The sequence below is a fragment of the Croceicoccus gelatinilyticus genome, from assembly GCF_018398395.1.
GTDB lineage: Bacteria > Pseudomonadota > Alphaproteobacteria > Sphingomonadales > Sphingomonadaceae > Croceicoccus > Croceicoccus gelatinilyticus.
This window is the reverse complement of sequence record NZ_JAHCBF010000020.1, coordinates 1-14,628: the sequence shown is the minus strand read 5'-3', so window position 1 is coordinate 14,628 and position 14,628 is coordinate 1. Positions and strand designations below refer to the sequence as shown.

General features: G+C 60.7%; 17 protein-coding genes. 4 read left to right on the top strand and 13 right to left on the bottom strand.

Features of this window, described 5'->3' with window-relative positions; all coding sequences use genetic code 11:
- The first annotated feature begins 199 nt into the window (after positions 1 to 199).
- A complete protein-coding gene (locus KIH45_RS18460; RefSeq protein ID WP_213177427.1) occupies positions 200 to 1,162 on the top strand; it encodes a MarR family transcriptional regulator in 963 nt (320 codons plus the stop codon).
- A 153-nt stretch (positions 1,163 to 1,315) separates the two neighbouring features.
- Here the strand turns inward: KIH45_RS18460 and KIH45_RS18455 are convergent, their stop codons facing one another.
- Genes KIH45_RS18455 through KIH45_RS18445 form a run of 3 tightly spaced genes read right to left on the bottom strand, consistent with a single transcriptional unit; the run spans position 1,316 to position 5,024 of the window.
- A complete protein-coding gene (locus tag KIH45_RS18455; RefSeq protein ID WP_213177426.1) occupies positions 1,316 to 2,524 on the bottom strand; it encodes a hypothetical protein in 1,209 nt (402 codons plus the stop codon).
- On the bottom strand, positions 2,521 to 3,375 hold the full coding sequence (locus KIH45_RS18450; RefSeq protein ID WP_213177425.1) for a TniB family NTP-binding protein: 855 nt from the start codon (positions 3,373 to 3,375) through the stop codon (positions 2,521 to 2,523). The genes KIH45_RS18455 and KIH45_RS18450 overlap by 4 nt, the downstream gene beginning before the upstream one ends.
- A complete protein-coding gene (locus tag KIH45_RS18445) occupies positions 3,348 to 5,024 on the bottom strand; it encodes a Mu transposase C-terminal domain-containing protein (protein ID WP_337925509.1) in 1,677 nt (558 codons plus the stop codon). The genes KIH45_RS18450 and KIH45_RS18445 overlap by 28 nt, the downstream gene beginning before the upstream one ends.
- Before the next feature lie 173 nt (positions 5,025 to 5,197).
- On the opposite strand from KIH45_RS18445, the gene KIH45_RS18440 reads away from it, so the two are divergent.
- On the top strand, positions 5,198 to 5,869 hold the full coding sequence (locus tag KIH45_RS18440; RefSeq protein WP_213177424.1) for a hypothetical protein: 672 nt from the start codon (positions 5,198 to 5,200) through the stop codon (positions 5,867 to 5,869).
- A gap of 39 nt (positions 5,870 to 5,908) precedes the next feature.
- Here KIH45_RS18440 and KIH45_RS18435 read toward each other — a convergent pair whose 3' ends face one another.
- The 6 genes from KIH45_RS18435 to recD2 all read right to left on the bottom strand — a co-directional run bounded on the left by KIH45_RS18435 (position 5,909) and on the right by recD2 (position 10,332).
- Complete coding sequence (locus tag KIH45_RS18435; RefSeq protein WP_213177423.1) at positions 5,909 to 6,244, bottom strand: DUF6804 family protein; 336 nt, start codon at positions 6,242 to 6,244, stop codon at positions 5,909 to 5,911.
- A 26-nt stretch (positions 6,245 to 6,270) separates the two neighbouring features.
- On the bottom strand, positions 6,271 to 6,498 hold the full coding sequence (locus tag KIH45_RS19250; RefSeq protein WP_225900039.1) for an excalibur calcium-binding domain-containing protein: 228 nt from the start codon (positions 6,496 to 6,498) through the stop codon (positions 6,271 to 6,273).
- A 195-nt stretch (positions 6,499 to 6,693) separates the two neighbouring features.
- Positions 6,694 to 7,005: a hypothetical protein gene (locus KIH45_RS18425; protein ID WP_213177421.1), complete on the bottom strand. Its 312-nt coding sequence runs from the start codon at positions 7,003 to 7,005 to the stop codon at positions 6,694 to 6,696.
- A 34-nt stretch (positions 7,006 to 7,039) separates the two neighbouring features.
- Positions 7,040 to 7,357: a DUF6804 family protein gene (locus KIH45_RS18420; RefSeq protein ID WP_213177420.1), complete on the bottom strand. Its 318-nt coding sequence runs from the start codon at positions 7,355 to 7,357 to the stop codon at positions 7,040 to 7,042.
- 168 nt (positions 7,358 to 7,525) lie between these two features.
- Positions 7,526 to 8,041, bottom strand: a complete 516-nt coding sequence (locus KIH45_RS18415) for a DUF2939 domain-containing protein (RefSeq protein WP_213177419.1) — start codon at positions 8,039 to 8,041, stop codon at positions 7,526 to 7,528.
- A gap of 158 nt (positions 8,042 to 8,199) precedes the next feature.
- On the bottom strand, positions 8,200 to 10,332 hold the full coding sequence (recD2, locus tag KIH45_RS18410) for an SF1B family DNA helicase RecD2 (RefSeq protein ID WP_213177418.1): 2,133 nt from the start codon (positions 10,330 to 10,332) through the stop codon (positions 8,200 to 8,202).
- Positions 10,333 to 10,658: 326 nt separating this feature from the next.
- On the opposite strand from recD2, the gene KIH45_RS18405 reads away from it, so the two are divergent.
- Positions 10,659 to 11,171, top strand: a complete 513-nt coding sequence (locus KIH45_RS18405) for a helix-turn-helix transcriptional regulator (RefSeq protein ID WP_213177417.1) — start codon at positions 10,659 to 10,661, stop codon at positions 11,169 to 11,171.
- 418 nt (positions 11,172 to 11,589) lie between these two features.
- Entirely contained in the window at positions 11,590 to 11,874 is a 285-nt protein-coding gene (locus KIH45_RS18400; RefSeq protein WP_213177416.1) for a hypothetical protein, read from the top strand.
- A 66-nt stretch (positions 11,875 to 11,940) separates the two neighbouring features.
- Here the strand turns inward: KIH45_RS18400 and KIH45_RS18395 are convergent, their stop codons facing one another.
- The 4 genes from KIH45_RS18395 to KIH45_RS18380 all read right to left on the bottom strand — a co-directional run.
- The gene (locus tag KIH45_RS18395) at positions 11,941 to 12,387 is read right to left on the bottom strand and encodes a hypothetical protein (protein ID WP_213177415.1); all 447 of its coding nucleotides are present in this window, start codon (positions 12,385 to 12,387) and stop codon (positions 11,941 to 11,943) included.
- 264 nt (positions 12,388 to 12,651) lie between these two features.
- Positions 12,652 to 13,563 carry a hypothetical protein gene (locus tag KIH45_RS18390; protein WP_213177414.1) on the bottom strand — a complete coding sequence of 304 codons (912 nt, stop codon included), beginning with the start codon at positions 13,561 to 13,563 and terminating at the stop codon, positions 12,652 to 12,654.
- 13 nt (positions 13,564 to 13,576) lie between these two features.
- Entirely contained in the window at positions 13,577 to 13,723 is a 147-nt protein-coding gene (locus KIH45_RS18385) for a hypothetical protein (RefSeq protein ID WP_213177413.1), read from the bottom strand.
- Positions 13,724 to 13,809: 86 nt separating this feature from the next.
- Positions 13,810 to 14,628, bottom strand: an 819-nt coding sequence (locus KIH45_RS18380; RefSeq protein WP_213177412.1) for an RNA-guided endonuclease InsQ/TnpB family protein, incomplete at its 5' end; no start/stop codon positions are given.

Sequence of the window (14,628 nt, the reverse complement as noted above, 5' to 3'; positions counted from 1 at the left end):
GCCGATCAGGCGCGACGAGCACGAGCGGTTTCTGCGAGCTGCATGGCGCTTTGAGTGGGCAAAATCGCGCTTTGGCGCAAGCCCGGAATTACCATAACATCAAATTATGGAAAAAGCGGGTATGGAGTAGTATCCGCCACATGCACCTTAACTGCATATTAAATTGACAATTGAGACTCAATGCACTGTTATCCCGTGCATGTCAGGGATTTTTTCGAGTGTCATCCTGAACGCCCACGGGGCCGCCCGCGAAGCGCTGGCCCGGGCCGAGGAGAGGCTTGCCCTGTTCCCCGAACCGGCGATCCTGATCGCCCATATTCGCAGCGCCGAGCAGGAGGCGCTGGGCTGGCTCGAAGGCGAAAGCTTCATACCAGAACAGCTCGCGATGAACTACGGCTATGGTCCGCGCGCGTGGCGGCGCTGGCCCTTCGCGTTTGTCAAAGCCTTCGAGCGCAAGCCCCCCTGGAGCGCCATTCCCACTGCCGATGCCATCCGGGCGTGGCTCAAGACCGACGAGCCGGCGATAGAAGGTTGGCCCTCCCCTGCCCCGCTCGAAATCGCCGACACCCGCCTCGAGGTCTGGGCGCGCCAAGCCGCGCGTCTGTCGGCGCTCCCCCGCCTGATCGCGAGCGCCGATCTCGCCGCGTCGTTCGCCCGCGCCGCCCCCCTACCCCATAGCAGCGTCGTGATCGGCGCGATGCTGGCCGACCGCTGTGCGCTGGCAAAGGGCAAGCTCTCCGCCGGCGGCATTGCCGCGATCGGCCTCAACCACAACCGCTCCCCCTGGCGCGCGCTGCTGACCGGCGCCACTGACGACGACCTCGACGAATTGACAACCCACGCCCGCGACGAGCGCTGCCGTCTCGCCTGGCTCGAAGCGCTTGGCGCAGGCGGCACGGCCGTGGTCCGCCTCGACCAGCGGTTGCGCCTGTGGCTGGCGAAGCTTGAGGTCGCCTGTGCAACGCGGCGCAAGTCGTCGCACCTGCGCGCCCTCGCCCTGCTCGCCGGTGCCGGCCCCTCGCTCACCGCCGCGCGCGCAGCCAAGGCCTTGGGGCTATCGCGGCAGGCGACCACTCGGCTCATCGCCGAAGCGTGCAAGGCGCACCTCCTGCGCGAGATCACTCAAGGCAACGCCTTCCGCCGCTATGTCATCGCCGCGTGATGCAGCAAAATCCGGGAATACAGCGGAAATTCAGCTATCTATCTGACATTATTAGTGAAATTGAATTTCCCCGGAAATGCCTCGTACAGCGCGAAAACGGGGACTGGATAGGGTTGGGGTGCGCAGACACGCCGAGCGCGCTCTACGGGCTTCTCAGGGCGAATTTTGATGATTTGATGCTGCGGGCGAGCTTTCACCCTTCGCTTCGAGATTGGCGACGGCCCATTCGAGCGCGCGTGCTGTCGGAAGGGCAAATCCCCAGCAAGCCGGATCGAATGGTTCGCTGTCCCAGCGCGGCCGACGCCGCTGTTCCGCCCGTTTCGCCAAATCCCGGGCGAGCCGGAGACTCGCAAGCGCTTCTCCACGGCTCCGCCGCTGTCGGCTCTCTACACCCAGGGCATGCAAGGCGCGCTGGCGCCAGTCAGGTCCGTCGCGGTCGACCCGCGCCAGATAGCTGAACGCGCTCAGCCGCTGCGCTGCCGCCTCAAGCCGACGATACTGCTTGCGTAGCCGATGACGATGAACCCGGCGAAGCGTGACCGCAAGCATCGCCATCGTCATCGCCGTCCCAGGGAGCGGCATGGTTGGCAGCTCTGCCCCGGGGCTCGCAAGCAACGCGAACGTCCCGGCAAAACGGCGCGGCAAGCGCCGGTCGTGACAATGGGCATGGGCCAGCAGCAACGTGCGGGCAGGCACGACGTGGAGACGGTTCGCGCTGAACTCGCGCATGTAGGCATCAAGCCCGGGCGGCGGGCGCTCGGCAGCGCCCTGCCCCAACAGCTTCAGCGCGGCATGACGGTTGGCAAGCAGACGGGGTTCAGCGAATCCGAGCAGCTCAAGTGCACGTACTGCCATCGCTGCAAGGCGGCGCAGTGAAGCCAGATCGATCACCCCATCCGCGCGGCGCGGCACATTGCGCAAGTCGACCAGCAAGGCCTCATGCTTGCGGCAGAGCCAGCTTTGCCGAAGCGCCCATTCGCGCAGAATCACCAGCGGCTTGCCTGCCAGGTAGAATTCGAGCCAGCATTGTGGGCAGCCATAATGGCGCCCGCGCAGCGGCAGCAGGCACGCGCCGCTGGCCGGAATGAGGGTGGCTTGCGCCACGGACACCTCGCACTGCACCGCCCAGGCAAGCCGATCGATTGCCGCACCCGCTTCCGCGCGCCCGCTAACTTCCTGACCGCCGCCCAGATCGTGGCGGGCAAGCCCCGGCTCGAGGCCAAGAAATTCGAACAGGCCGGTGCGCGTCGTATCGTGACGTGAAACAAGCCGATCGAGCCACGAATCGAAGAATTCCTCGGGCTGCGGCAGAACCCGGTAGGCGAGCGGCGACGGGTCCCTCTTCGACTCCTCCCGCCTCACCGATCGATATAGCAGGGAAACAACCGAGCAGCCTCGTAGACGTCCGATAATTCGACATGCTCGCGCCCGTGGGTGTCCCTCGCGACCCGCTGGCTCCAGTGCAGCAGGCGCTTGAAATTGCCCGTCACGCCGTGGCTGGTGCGCCAGATGAATTCGGCCATTTCCGGCTCGGCGAAGCGGTCCGGCTCGCTCAGGCCTATGCCGCGCGCCAGGACCCGGATCAGCTGCTGCGAAGGCGCACCCGGGGGCCAGGGCGTCAGGCGCAGGATAATCGAGCGATAGGCCAATTCGGCATCGTCGCTGAAGATATCGGCGGCGATATCGAGACCAGCTACCACCATGTGGACGTTTCCCTCGCTCATGAGAAAGCGGAACGAATCCAGCGCATCGCGCCGCGCCCGTCCGCTGGACGTAAGCACCGCATGGACATTGTCGACTGCAACCAGCCTGGTCGCTTGCTCACCCAGCAGTTCGGCTACCTTGAGGTCAGCAATCTGGTGCGTGCGGCGGGTGAGCGGCCAGCCCTGCTTCCACAACAACGCAAGGTTGATCCGCAGCGATGTCGGGTGCGAGGGTACGACCGCACGCAGCATCGGAATGTAGCGCGCATCGCCCCAGTCCGCTGGTTCCGGATAGGCCAACTCGATCCGCCGACCCACTTCCTTCAGGATCGATGTTTTGCCCATCCCCGACTGTCCGACCAGGACAACGCAGGTTGGTCGGTCATCCGGATCCTCGCCGGCCAGCCCCACCAGCGTATTCACATGCGCACGTGCTTCGTCGAAATCGATCCAGAAGGCCTGCCGCAGCGAACCCGCCGAGGCTACCCCTCGCTTATCGGCTTGAGCCATTCCACCTCTCCCAGTTCCTCCAGCGGAAGCCATCTTGTACCGGCTGCAGAAGTGCCCGCTGGCAGCGCCGGTGCGTGCGAAACACCTTCGCGCTCGAGCCGCTTGCGCCCCTGGCGCTGCTGCCGGGTCCGGATCTTCGAGGCCCGCACTTCCTGGCGATTGGCATAGACGAGCCGGGCAATCTCGGCTTCGCCGCCGCCGTGATGATAGGCGGCCCCGCGGCGGCGGCGCTCTGCAGCAGCGGCATCCCACTCCAGCTTGGTGACCTGCGGGTAGGACCCGACGACACACGCCACGACAAGGGCTTCATCGATCTGCGGATAGACCTCCTGGATGGTGCGTTCATCAATGTGGATCATGACCTTGAGTCCAATCCGCGACGCAAAGCTCTCGTGCCAGTACCGCCGATGGTCGATCCTCACCCCGCTCGCGGTTATGGTGCGTTCGACCCATGGCAGAAACCGGCGGATCAATTGCGCAACGTCGACCCCCACGGGCACGAGGGTACCGTGTTCGACCGCTCCTTCCTGCCACATCTGTGTTGGTGCGATCCCTCCGAGCCCCTCATGCGGCGTATGGTGATAGCGGCAGATTTCCCGGATGAACCAGCGTTCGAACTCCTCCAGCGTCATGGTGGCGGCCGCTTCGACGTCGTGGCCATCGCGCTTCGTGACGTCACCGCCGGTGGCACCCGGCAACAGCAGCATCTTTTCGCACATGGTACCGATCAGGCGCTCGATGTGCCCACCGAAATGGGCCGGACCACGCGGCCGAATGTCCGGATCGATCCCGTAGGCGTGACAGGCGCTTCGAAAGACTTCTGCCCGGTGAGATCCCGCATGGTCGGCATGCAACCGCTTGAAGAACCCATGCATCGGGTAGTCATCATTCATGCCGAGATGCGCCAGCAACGGCGGCTTGGGGAGCAGCGCATTGGCCACCGCCCGGCCACAACGGAAGATCGATGGATCCCCAAAACTCACATAGAACCCCAGAATGCAGCGGCTCCAGACCTCGATCAGCAGCGTAACCCACGGTCGCCCCAAGGCCTCGCGGCGCACGCTATCGACGAGCATGACGTTGGCCGGCGAGTGGTCCATTTGCACGAGGTCCAGGAACCCGCGGCTTTGGTATTGGCCCGGATGCGGCTCATATGCCGTCCGACGCTTCGACCCCATGGTCGAGCGCGCAAGCTGCGGCGAGCTGATCTCCCCGATCAGCCGCTCGATGGTCCGAACGCTCGGGACATCCCCACTCTTGAACCGGTAATCGCCGTTGTCCGCAATGAGCAGGCTGCGAATCTGGTTGGCAGCCTCCCGCACGCTGGGTCGCGGACGATGCAGGAAAATCTCCTCGATCTCCTGGTCGATCGCCGTGAGGATTTCGGGCGGCGCATGCCTTGTTCCGGGCTTAGGCCCCTTTGGCTGCGGTGCGAGGCTCTCCGCTATAGGATGCTCCCGGAACCGACGGGCGAGTTCGCGAACTCGGCGCGCGCCGAGCCCCGTTTCTTCGCAGATTGCGGCCACCGACGCTGCTGACAGTGGGCCCTCCAGCGAAACATGACGCCGGAACACCGCGTACAGTTCTGCACCAGTTTTCAGCGCCGCCGCAGAGGGCGTGGCGATTCGAGGCGGTTTTCGTTCGATCACCGGAATACTCCGACCGATCTATGGACCGCTTCAGCGTCGTCTATTTTGACGTACTTGAGAAGCCGGAATTTCCAAGTGCCAAGATATGATGCACTGATTTCAGAATTCTATGGCATTTTATCAGGAGGTTATGTTGATTGACTGCTTCTTTGTCCCGCGACACTGCTCGCGTCATGCGGGCCAAGAACTATCGTGAGCGCTTCTCGCTTGAGTTCGTCAACGTCGATTATCTTTGCGAGAAGCTCGACGAGTATCTGCCGACAAGTGACCCTCTGTCTGTGCTGGATGAGTTCGTTCACTCACTCCGGGAGGGTTCCTCTGCCTATTTAGAAGCTGAATTCTCCGCTGGTCGGGCAGTTCATGATCGACCCAATGAGAAAAATGTTCTCGTGAAGACTGGCGAACTCAGACCGGGGCCAGGTAGCAGCATGTGGGCAGCTGGTCTGGCGGTTGCATCGCGGCCGGAGCTATTTCGCTTGGCAAAGGCGCCTTTGCTGGTGCCGGGGATCATATCCCCGCGCCTGTTCAAGCGCCTTCCAGATATGTCGATCAGTGATGCTCTTCAGATGAATATGGCCAACGTCTTTGAAGAGATCTGGCAGGACGTTATCGACCTGCATAAGGCGTTTAATGACGCCGAGAGGTTGCTCGAGGACCTGTACGCATCTTCACGAGCCTTCGATGCGTGGAAGTTCGCGTATGGCATTGGGCCTGTGAACCGGCTCGAGCTGGCCCGTGCGCTCGATGTGACGCCGAAGACGGCCTATCGGGCGGCGCAGGTTCTCGTCGAACGCGATCTCGCGGAACTGCGCGACAACCGATATCTCATCGCAAAAGCACCCTGAACTGCGCAATTGCGCGCCCGCAGCTGCATTTGATTGCGTTCAGAGCCTCCGTTTGAGCATGCCGGTGATGGCAAAGAAGGCTGCGGCAGCGAGATCGATGAGCATCCAGATCTCGCGCTCGAACGCGAGCGGTAGCACCGGGTTGAAGATCACGGCCACGGCGCAGAACGCCCAAGGCAGAATGCCTGGTCTTGAGAGAAAGAGCCGGTAGGCCATGAAGATCGCGAAGCCTGTGTTCGCGAGGCGCAGGAACTGGAAGTAACCGTAAGGCCAATCGAGTACCGCGGCGACGTTGATTGCGACCATGAAAGCAACGACCGCCCAAGGCAGATCGATCGAGTTGTCGCCGGGTTCCGGTTTCGGGGCATTATTCATGGATGCTCATCCCAAGGGTTTTAAGTTCAGCGTTTCCGATAGGGTTCGCAGGCGATCCCGTCATAGTCGCCGTCGAGCCCCTGCCTGTATCCAGGCTCTGTGCTGGCAATCGGCGCCGTGCCGGCCGCGCGAGCTTCATCGCAATTGTTCCAGTAGTCACCCGGCTGCGGCGATCTTGCGCGGATCAGGCCCCATCGAACCGCGAACGGCTTTACCTTCTGCCCGATTGCTTCAGTGCCGCCGGGCTGGATCATAATGCTGCCAAGCCCGATCGCGAGGCCGAAAGCTGCGGCAAGTGCAATGTATTTGGCGGGCGAGTTTCGGGAGGGCAGCCCCCCTCGCCTGTAATTCCGTCGCCCGGCTTGTCGGCCGGGGATCGGTCTTCGTAGGCGTCTTGGCATCGAGATATTTCTCCGTCGGCCGAGATCGGCAGCCGATGGGCGGCCTTGTCAGCCTTCTGAGGCTTTCCGCCAGATAAGGTCAATGCCGATAACGACGCACGCGAGCACGGTCGCGATAGTGCTAATCAGGATGCCGTCCGGGCTTTCCATAAATGGATTGTACAAGGCTGCTACGCCGGCAAAGAACGCGGAGTGCATCAGGGACGTCGATACGTACCAGGCACCCATGTAGGCGCTATAGCTGGTGATGAAGACGCGGACGTATATGTCGCTTCCGCCCATGTCTCCGGGCAGCCCGAGAAACGACAGGGAAAGCAGCGCCAACGCCCCTAAGGCGATGGGAAGCGGCTTTATGGTCATTTGCAAGAGTGTCCGTAAATGAGTGTCCAAGGGGTCAAACGCGTTTCGTGACAAATCGTTCAGCTGCGACGAGAAACAATGTGAGGATATTTGCTAGAATCCACGCTTCCCGATCGGCTGCGATCCTGAAAACAGGATTATAGAGAAGCGCCGTGAAAATAAAGGCCCATCCTACCATGGGGTTTCCGTCGAGCATGAAGACGCGCAGCGCCGTGTAAAGGGCGTAGCCCGTGACAGCGATCCTCATCAGCAGGCCGAAGCCGCTAGGCATCTCGGCGATGCCAAGAAACAGGAGTGCGATGAGCAGCATCGCGAGCCAGTCGGGTGGTGCAACCAGTGTCTTTCCGGTCATCGGACCTCCTTCTGCCGGGCAAAAGAAAAGGGCCGCAAAAGCGGCCCTTGGGTGGAGTGTTTGAGTTTGTCGCTGGCTAGGTGGCGAAAAAGCGAATGGCCGATATCACGGCTGCCACCTGGATAAGCAGGATGACGGCGAATTCAGCTTTGAGGAGCCACGCGCGCATCAGCTGGCAAAATTTGCCGGAGGCTCTTCATCGACGACGAAGTCGACGAGTTTCCAATTGATGCCGTCCCTCTCGAAAAGGAAATGGGTATTGTCCTTCGCGTCCCTGCGCCGAACCTTGAAGTGGTTGAAGTCGGCGCGGTCGATCTCGAACTTGTCCATGTTGAAACTGACGCCGCTGGCCTCTTCGTCTTCCATTTTCTTGTTCACGAATGCGATGATGCCATCGGGAGTGGCAAATTCGTCCACCATGACCTCGACCATTTTCGATGCCATGGCTGCGCCAGCCAGTTCCAGAGGATTATCGTAATCCATCTCGGAACGCATTTTTGCCGTGATCTGGTTCTTCACGGATTCGCGCACCCGCGGGAAATCGACGCCTTCCTCGAGCTTGGTCCGGTCTCCGTCGACTACTGCGGTCGCCAATCCTTCGACCGCATATGCTGGCGATACAAAATACCAGATCGAACACAGTCCAGCGGCGACAAGCGCGACCATGATTGCAATTTTCTTCATGAACTATCTGACCCCCGTCTGATGAACGCCCTCGCGATACAAAGCAAAGACGCAGCCCCTCCCCATAGGACGGCAGGCGAAGAGCATTGTAAATAAACAAATGTTAGGGAAATGGCCCATTGCTGAAATTGTAATGGGCCAGTCGAAAGCGAAACGTCTTACCGGTTCAACAAAGCGGCAAGGCGTGTCCTGCGGCTGCGGGCATCATTATTGGCGATTGCCTGGCGGATCGCCCTCTTCTGGCCAACGATGATGCAGCGCTTCTTTGCGCGGGTAATACCGGTGTTGATCAGGCTGCGGCGAAGCAGGCGCCAGTGCGAGCAAGTCATCGGGATGATGACAGTCTCGTATTCGGAGCCCTGCGCCTTGTGGATCGATAGGGCCCATGCGGGCGCCAGATCTCCGCGCTTGGTTCCGGTGTATTCAAGGGTACGCGGGGTCGGGCCGCACATCTCGACGGTAATAGCCGCACTCGACACATCGATGGCTACGACTACGCCGGTGTCGCCATTGAAGACCTGACGTTCGCCGTCGTTGATCGTCTGGATGACCTTGTCTCCGACGCAGACTTCGGCACCGCCTGCTACGCGGGCGCTCGGCCCCTTGCCTTTGTTGGAGAGTTCGGCGTTGAGCGCGCGCGTGCCGCATTCGGCTGCGTGGCCCGGTGCAAGGATCTGGACATCGTCCGTTGTCGCGGTTTCCGCGGCATGAAGGGCTAGTACGGCGTTGGCGATATCTTCGTTGTCGTTGACCTCGACGAACTCAAGGCCGGGCCCCCATTCGGGCATCTCGCCAGCACGAACTGCTGCAGCGCCTGCAGCGACCAGCGAACCCTCAGCCTGCCGGCGGACCTCGGTCAGGCGGACCGTTGGGATCACGCCGGTGTCGACCAGGTCTCCAAGCACACGGCCAGCGTCGACCGAGGGCAGCTGCTCTGGATCTCCGAGAAGAAGGAGCTGGGCGCCGCCAACAGCAGAGACCATCGAATAAGCAAGCGAGATATCGAGCATGGAGCTCTCGTCGATAGCGATCGATTGCGCGTCGAGCGGGTTCGATGCGTTATGGACGAACTGGCCATCCTCGACGCCGAGCATCCGGTGGACGGTTTCAGCGGGAAGCTTGGTAGCTTCTGCCATGCGCTGGGCAGCCTTGCCGGTAGGAGATGCCAGAAGCGTCGCGCGGCGCAGCTCCTTCCATGCAAGCGTGATGACCTCAAGGACCGTGGTCTTGCCCGTTCCGGGCAGGCCCGTGATGATCGCGACAGGTTCGCACAGCGCGGTGATGGCAGCCATGCGCTGCTGTTCGTTCAGTTCGATGCCGATCGCTGCGCTATGGCGGGCGACGAGATCTTCGGCATGAGCCTTGCTGATCACCTTGTCCCGACGGGTCATCTGGAGAAGGCGGCGAGCGAGAGCTTCCTCGCGGCGAGCGATCTTGTCGATGGCCCAGCCACGAACGCAGTCTTCGCCATCACCGATAGTGATGATCGCAACGCCATCGGGGCATTCCTCAGCGACGAGATCGGCGACCTCGCGCACAGAGAGGCCGGTTCTGGAAGCAGCCTGGGAGATGATCGTGCTCAAAGGAGTCCAGCTATGGCCCTCGTCTGCCTCGGTGCGAAGCGCGTCTACGGCTGCTGCGAGAATGCGCGAGCTCGATGCAGTGTCGATGCCTGCGGCCTTGGCAAGATCATCGGCGGTCTTGAAAGCGATCCCTTCAACGCGCGTGATGAGCGCGTAAGGGTCTTCTTTCACGATCTGGATCGTCTCGGCGCCGAAGACAGCATAGACCTTGTCGCGCATGGTCTTGCCGATTCCATAGGACGCGAGGAGCGCACCGGCGGTAGCTTCGGCGTAACGCGGTGCAAGGTAGGCCTGCACGGCAGGGAAGCGCGCGGCAAGGATTGAACGTGCAGCACTGGTGCCCTGCACGATCTGCTCGAGCGCGTTGGCACCGAGGCTTTCGACGATCTGCTTGGCCCGGGCCGGACCGATGCCTTCAAAGCCAGCTTCGGCAATCCAGCGTGTAAGACCTGCTGCGCCTTCGTCTGCAGCCCAGGCGTCAGTGACATCGATCTGGGTGCCGAAGCGCGGGTGCACGGTTACCGTGCCCTTGCCCTGAATGGCCTCCCCTACACGGAACGAGGCGAGCGTGCCGCGACCCTTGATCGTGAGGTTGCCGCTGCGGGTGGTCAGCTTCACGATCGCGAAGCCGTCAGCGCTGGGGCCGGAAAGGAATCTTTCAATGCGACCGGCAAAAGCCTTACCAGTCTTGCTCGCTGCAGCTGCCATCGTTTTCCCTTCCTTCTTTGGATACGTTTTCCACCGCTCAAAAGCGGCAGTGTCATATGCAATTTCGGAAAGCGCAGAGCGCAAAAGACAACCAAAAAGTGTCCTTTGTTAAACCCTTAGCTGAAAAACCCTGTTAGGGGGGCGCCCGCAAGCCGGGGGGCTTGCAATCGCGAGAAAAATGCGGTTTCAGGATGGAACCCGATGGTCGAAACCATATGATAGTTTTTATCACATTGGGCGAAAATTGACGTTTCGATAACGCATTTCTGTAATTCAAATTGGCGTAATGCCACGGAGCAAATTTTGGCTGCAGAGCCCCTCTAAATATGCCCCAGAAGACCGATCCTAACGCCCTTGGCGACATCCACTTCGATGTGCTCAATCTCTTGGTAAAACGTAAGACTTCCAAGGAGATAGCGCTTGAATTGGACATTGCGCCCTCGACGGTCGAGCAGCGTATCCGCAAGGCCCGCGAAGTGCTCCGTGCGAGCAATAGGCGTGAGCTTGTCGCTGCGTGGATTAAGGTTAAGGACGGGTTTACCCAAAACACATATGATCCGCAGGGCCTTCACGGCGCTGAGGATGAGCGGCTAGAAGAGCCTCACGAAGCAGGAACGCTGCATACTGATATCCTCCCGCTCCCTCACTCCGGTGATAGCGGTGTCAGTTCAGAGCCAACCGGTTTCGTGTCGAGGTTCGTGAGCGGGAAGCGAAGTCCGTTGGCGACGGTTGGAATGATCGTACTTCTGGCCGTGCTGATTATGATGCTTCTTCTGGTCGGTCTGGGTGTTTCATCTGCCCTGAGTGATCTCACGCAACAAAGAACCTCGGGGTCGTAAACACATTGGGAACTCGTTTCCCGGGGGCATCAGTATGAAACTAGCAGGCATGAATTCGCCGGGGACGCTCTAAGCGCCAGGCGCTGGTCAGATCCCGGACAGATCGAGACCAGCCTTAAAAATTACCGCAGGCCTCCGTTCTTGAGAAAACCGTGGCCGGGTAAAACACAAAGAATGCAGGCAGCCGAATTCGTCCTTTTGGACGGTCGACCAGTTGCGCGTCAGTGAAAGGCGCTCCTGGCGACAGGCGAACTCGATCTGCCAGAAATGAACCACCGACTACGGTTTCTAAGGCACACAGAGCATGAACAATATGGTTGGCCTCGCAGCGGATCGACAAGCAGCACACTCGTTCCAGCCGATGCGGTTTCGCACCCGTCTTCGTGCTCGGATGCGCCTTTTCAGCAGAGGCACATTCATGGCTGGCACATTGAAGTCACGCCGCAGCAACGACAATGAACGGATTGGCATTGCTGCTGCAAAGGAGCGCGCCATTCTGGCCGATGCGCTCGGTAGCTTCATCGGCAACGAGGCAAGTTCGCTCGCCCGTCGTCTCATCTCCCACTTCGGATCGCTTTCGGCACTTGGCGCTGCAAGCGAAGCCGAGATCCTAAAGGCGATTCCGGGAGAGCATCGCGCAGCTCGCCTGCTGACCTCCTCGCGCTTCTTCACGCTGTTCGCGCTTGAGGAACTGGCTGCCTAAAATACCAAGACACGTCTGCTCGTCCTTTGGCCGAAGGATAAGCGTCATTGACCCGCCCTTGGATGCCTACCCGAGGGCGGGTTTTTGTATCCACGCGCTTGCCAGGTCAGGGTTATCTTGCACCTGCCTCCAGGCTGACCAATGCGCGCCCTGCCCTGCTGGTGAATAAGCTGCGGTATCGAGCTGGGCTGCTGGGTTCTGACCATCGAGCGTGCACCTTGCGATGACGATCTCGGCGCCGAGCCCCCTCCCCCGCCAATCCGGCAACAAGGCAAGGTCGCAACCGAGGTAGCCGCCAATCGCGTTCTGTTCGCGCATCGCGATAATGCCCGAGCGCACCTCGACTAGCATGATGCCAGGTACGAAGACCGATGGCTTACTGACGCCGGCCGGTTCAATGCAGTAATCGGCCAGCAGCGCTTCAAAAGGCTTTGCGAAGATCGGATCGATGTCGAGATCGGAGCCGTTCTGGAGGAACTCGTCGAAAGGCAGGTCGAAAGGCTCAGGTGTCAAAATGCGACCTTCCGTTGGTTTTGAGGGGCGAAATGTCGGATCGGCAAAAAAGTTTGTATCAGCAAACCTAAAATGCGAATTTTGCCTTGCCAGCGTTAACCATTGTAGCTAGCGGAACCGGCGACCCTCCGTTCTTGAGACTTTCGAAGGGTCTGCCCCCGGCTCGCTTCGGCGAGTTCGGGGGCTTAAAGTTTCTGGGGTGGACTTTGCTCTATCTTAGGATCGGTTTTCCGGTTTGAGGAGCCAACCTGCTTTCGCCCGTTTTCAAACGGTGACGAGCGTTCTCTGCCCGGTCCAGCCGTTATGCGCGAATATGCTGAGTGTATTTCGCTGCTCCAGGATGATGCCGAGGCCCAGTGCGGCCGGATGGTCGATCAGTCGCTCGATAGGCTGTCCATGCAAGGCCGAGGCGATTGTCTCTGTCACGTTCATTTGCAGGGTCACGGCATAGCTGCTGATGGACCAGTTCTTGCTGCTAGGAGAGAATGCGCAAGACGCCGTGCCGTTTTCGACAAAAAGCCGCAGCTCCGAGATCATGGCGTCGCCTGACCGTTCGAACCAGAAAATGAATTCCAGCTCACCTGTCTCGTCGTAGCTGTCTTCGCTTTGACGGACGAGATTGCGGATCAGCTTTGCGGCTTTCTCGCGCGATTGCCTCGAAGGGTTGTTCGAGGTGATCTTGAGTTCCGACATCTCGAAAATCGGGCCGCTTTGGTCTTCGAGATAATCCCCTTCTGCCGTGTCGGCGAGAGCGGCTACCAGCCGCAGGGATAGCGGGTCGATGTCTACCTGGTGTGATCCTAGCGGGTCTTCGCCTCGATAGGCGAGTTCCTGGAGCCAGAGCATGCGCGCGAGCAGCTTTTGCTCCTTGGCGATCATCTCTGCCAACGTTGCATCTCCGGCGTTGGCCGCCTCGAGAGCTTTCAGGACTTCCTCGTGTGCTCTGGAGAGCGATTGAAGGTCGTCAAATCCGAGTTCTGCGAATGTCCTCGCATCCTGCCGGTAGATCCAGCCGGTGCCGTCTGGCAGCGCTTCATTCGCTGCCGAGATGCGCTCATTGCCAGATGCCCCTGCGAGAGCGGCAGCCTCGATCACGGCTTCGCAGATCGACTGGATCTGCGCGCCGTGACGCTTGAGGCGGGCGGTATAACCGCAAGCAGGGGTTCTATCTGGCATATCGGCCGGAGCCTTAGCCTATACCGGCTGCGATTGTGAATGAGGCCCAGTAATGGGCCACGGCAAGCCCGCCGGTAACGAGTGCGAAGATGCTTCCCTGCACAATCGCTGCAGCGCCCAGTTCCTGGGGCTTCACGCTAAGGCCAGAGGTTCCATCCATGGTATTTTCCTTCCTGTTTTTTTGGCTATTCGGATTTCCGTGTGGACATCTGATCCGCACAAACCATCCTGGTACGGTCGCTGCAGCTATGCTGCTAGCGGTTCCGCAGTTCCGGGAACACGCACGCCGCAATCGGCCACGTTAGGTTCCCCGGGACGCCTAGCCGCCCCGTGCGCGGCGAGGCCGCGCTGCAAGATATTGATCGCCGCATTGTGATCCCGCTGCAGATCTGCGCCGCAAGCGCAGCGATGACGCCGCACTGAGAGAGGCTTGGCCACTGTTGCGCCGCAGCTTGAACACAGCTGCGACGTTCCTTTGGGATCGACCTCCATCACCATGCCACCGGCCCTTTCAGCCTTGTAGCGCAGAAACGTGATCAGGCGGCCGGGCGCGGCATCGAGCAGCGCCCGGTTCAGACCGGACTTGGCCCGGACATTCGTGCCCGGCTCTTCGCGCGTACCGCGCGCCGAACGGGTCATATTCTTCAACTTCAGTTTCTCGACGAACACCAGCGAGCCTTCACGCACGATGGCATTCGCCACCCCATGCAGATGCGTCGAACGGTCATTGCGCAACCGGCGCTGCTCGCGCCGAAGCTTAGCTGCGACCTTGCGGCGCCGCTTCGAGCCGCGCCTGCAGCGAGCCAGCGCCCGCTGCGCGCGGCGTACCGCACGTGCGCGCCGGTCGCCCGGTCGGCGGTTCGCATGATGCACGCCGTTCGAACTGGTAGCGAGATGCTCGATGCCGACGTCGATCCCGACGGGCTGGGCGTCATCATTTGCCGCTAGTGGGACGCCTACAGACAGCGCCACCTGCCAGATGCCCTCGCGACGAGTGAACACCGCGGACTTGATGGCTGCGCCTTCGGGTAGCGGCCGGTGCATGCGAAGTCGTAGGCCACCAGT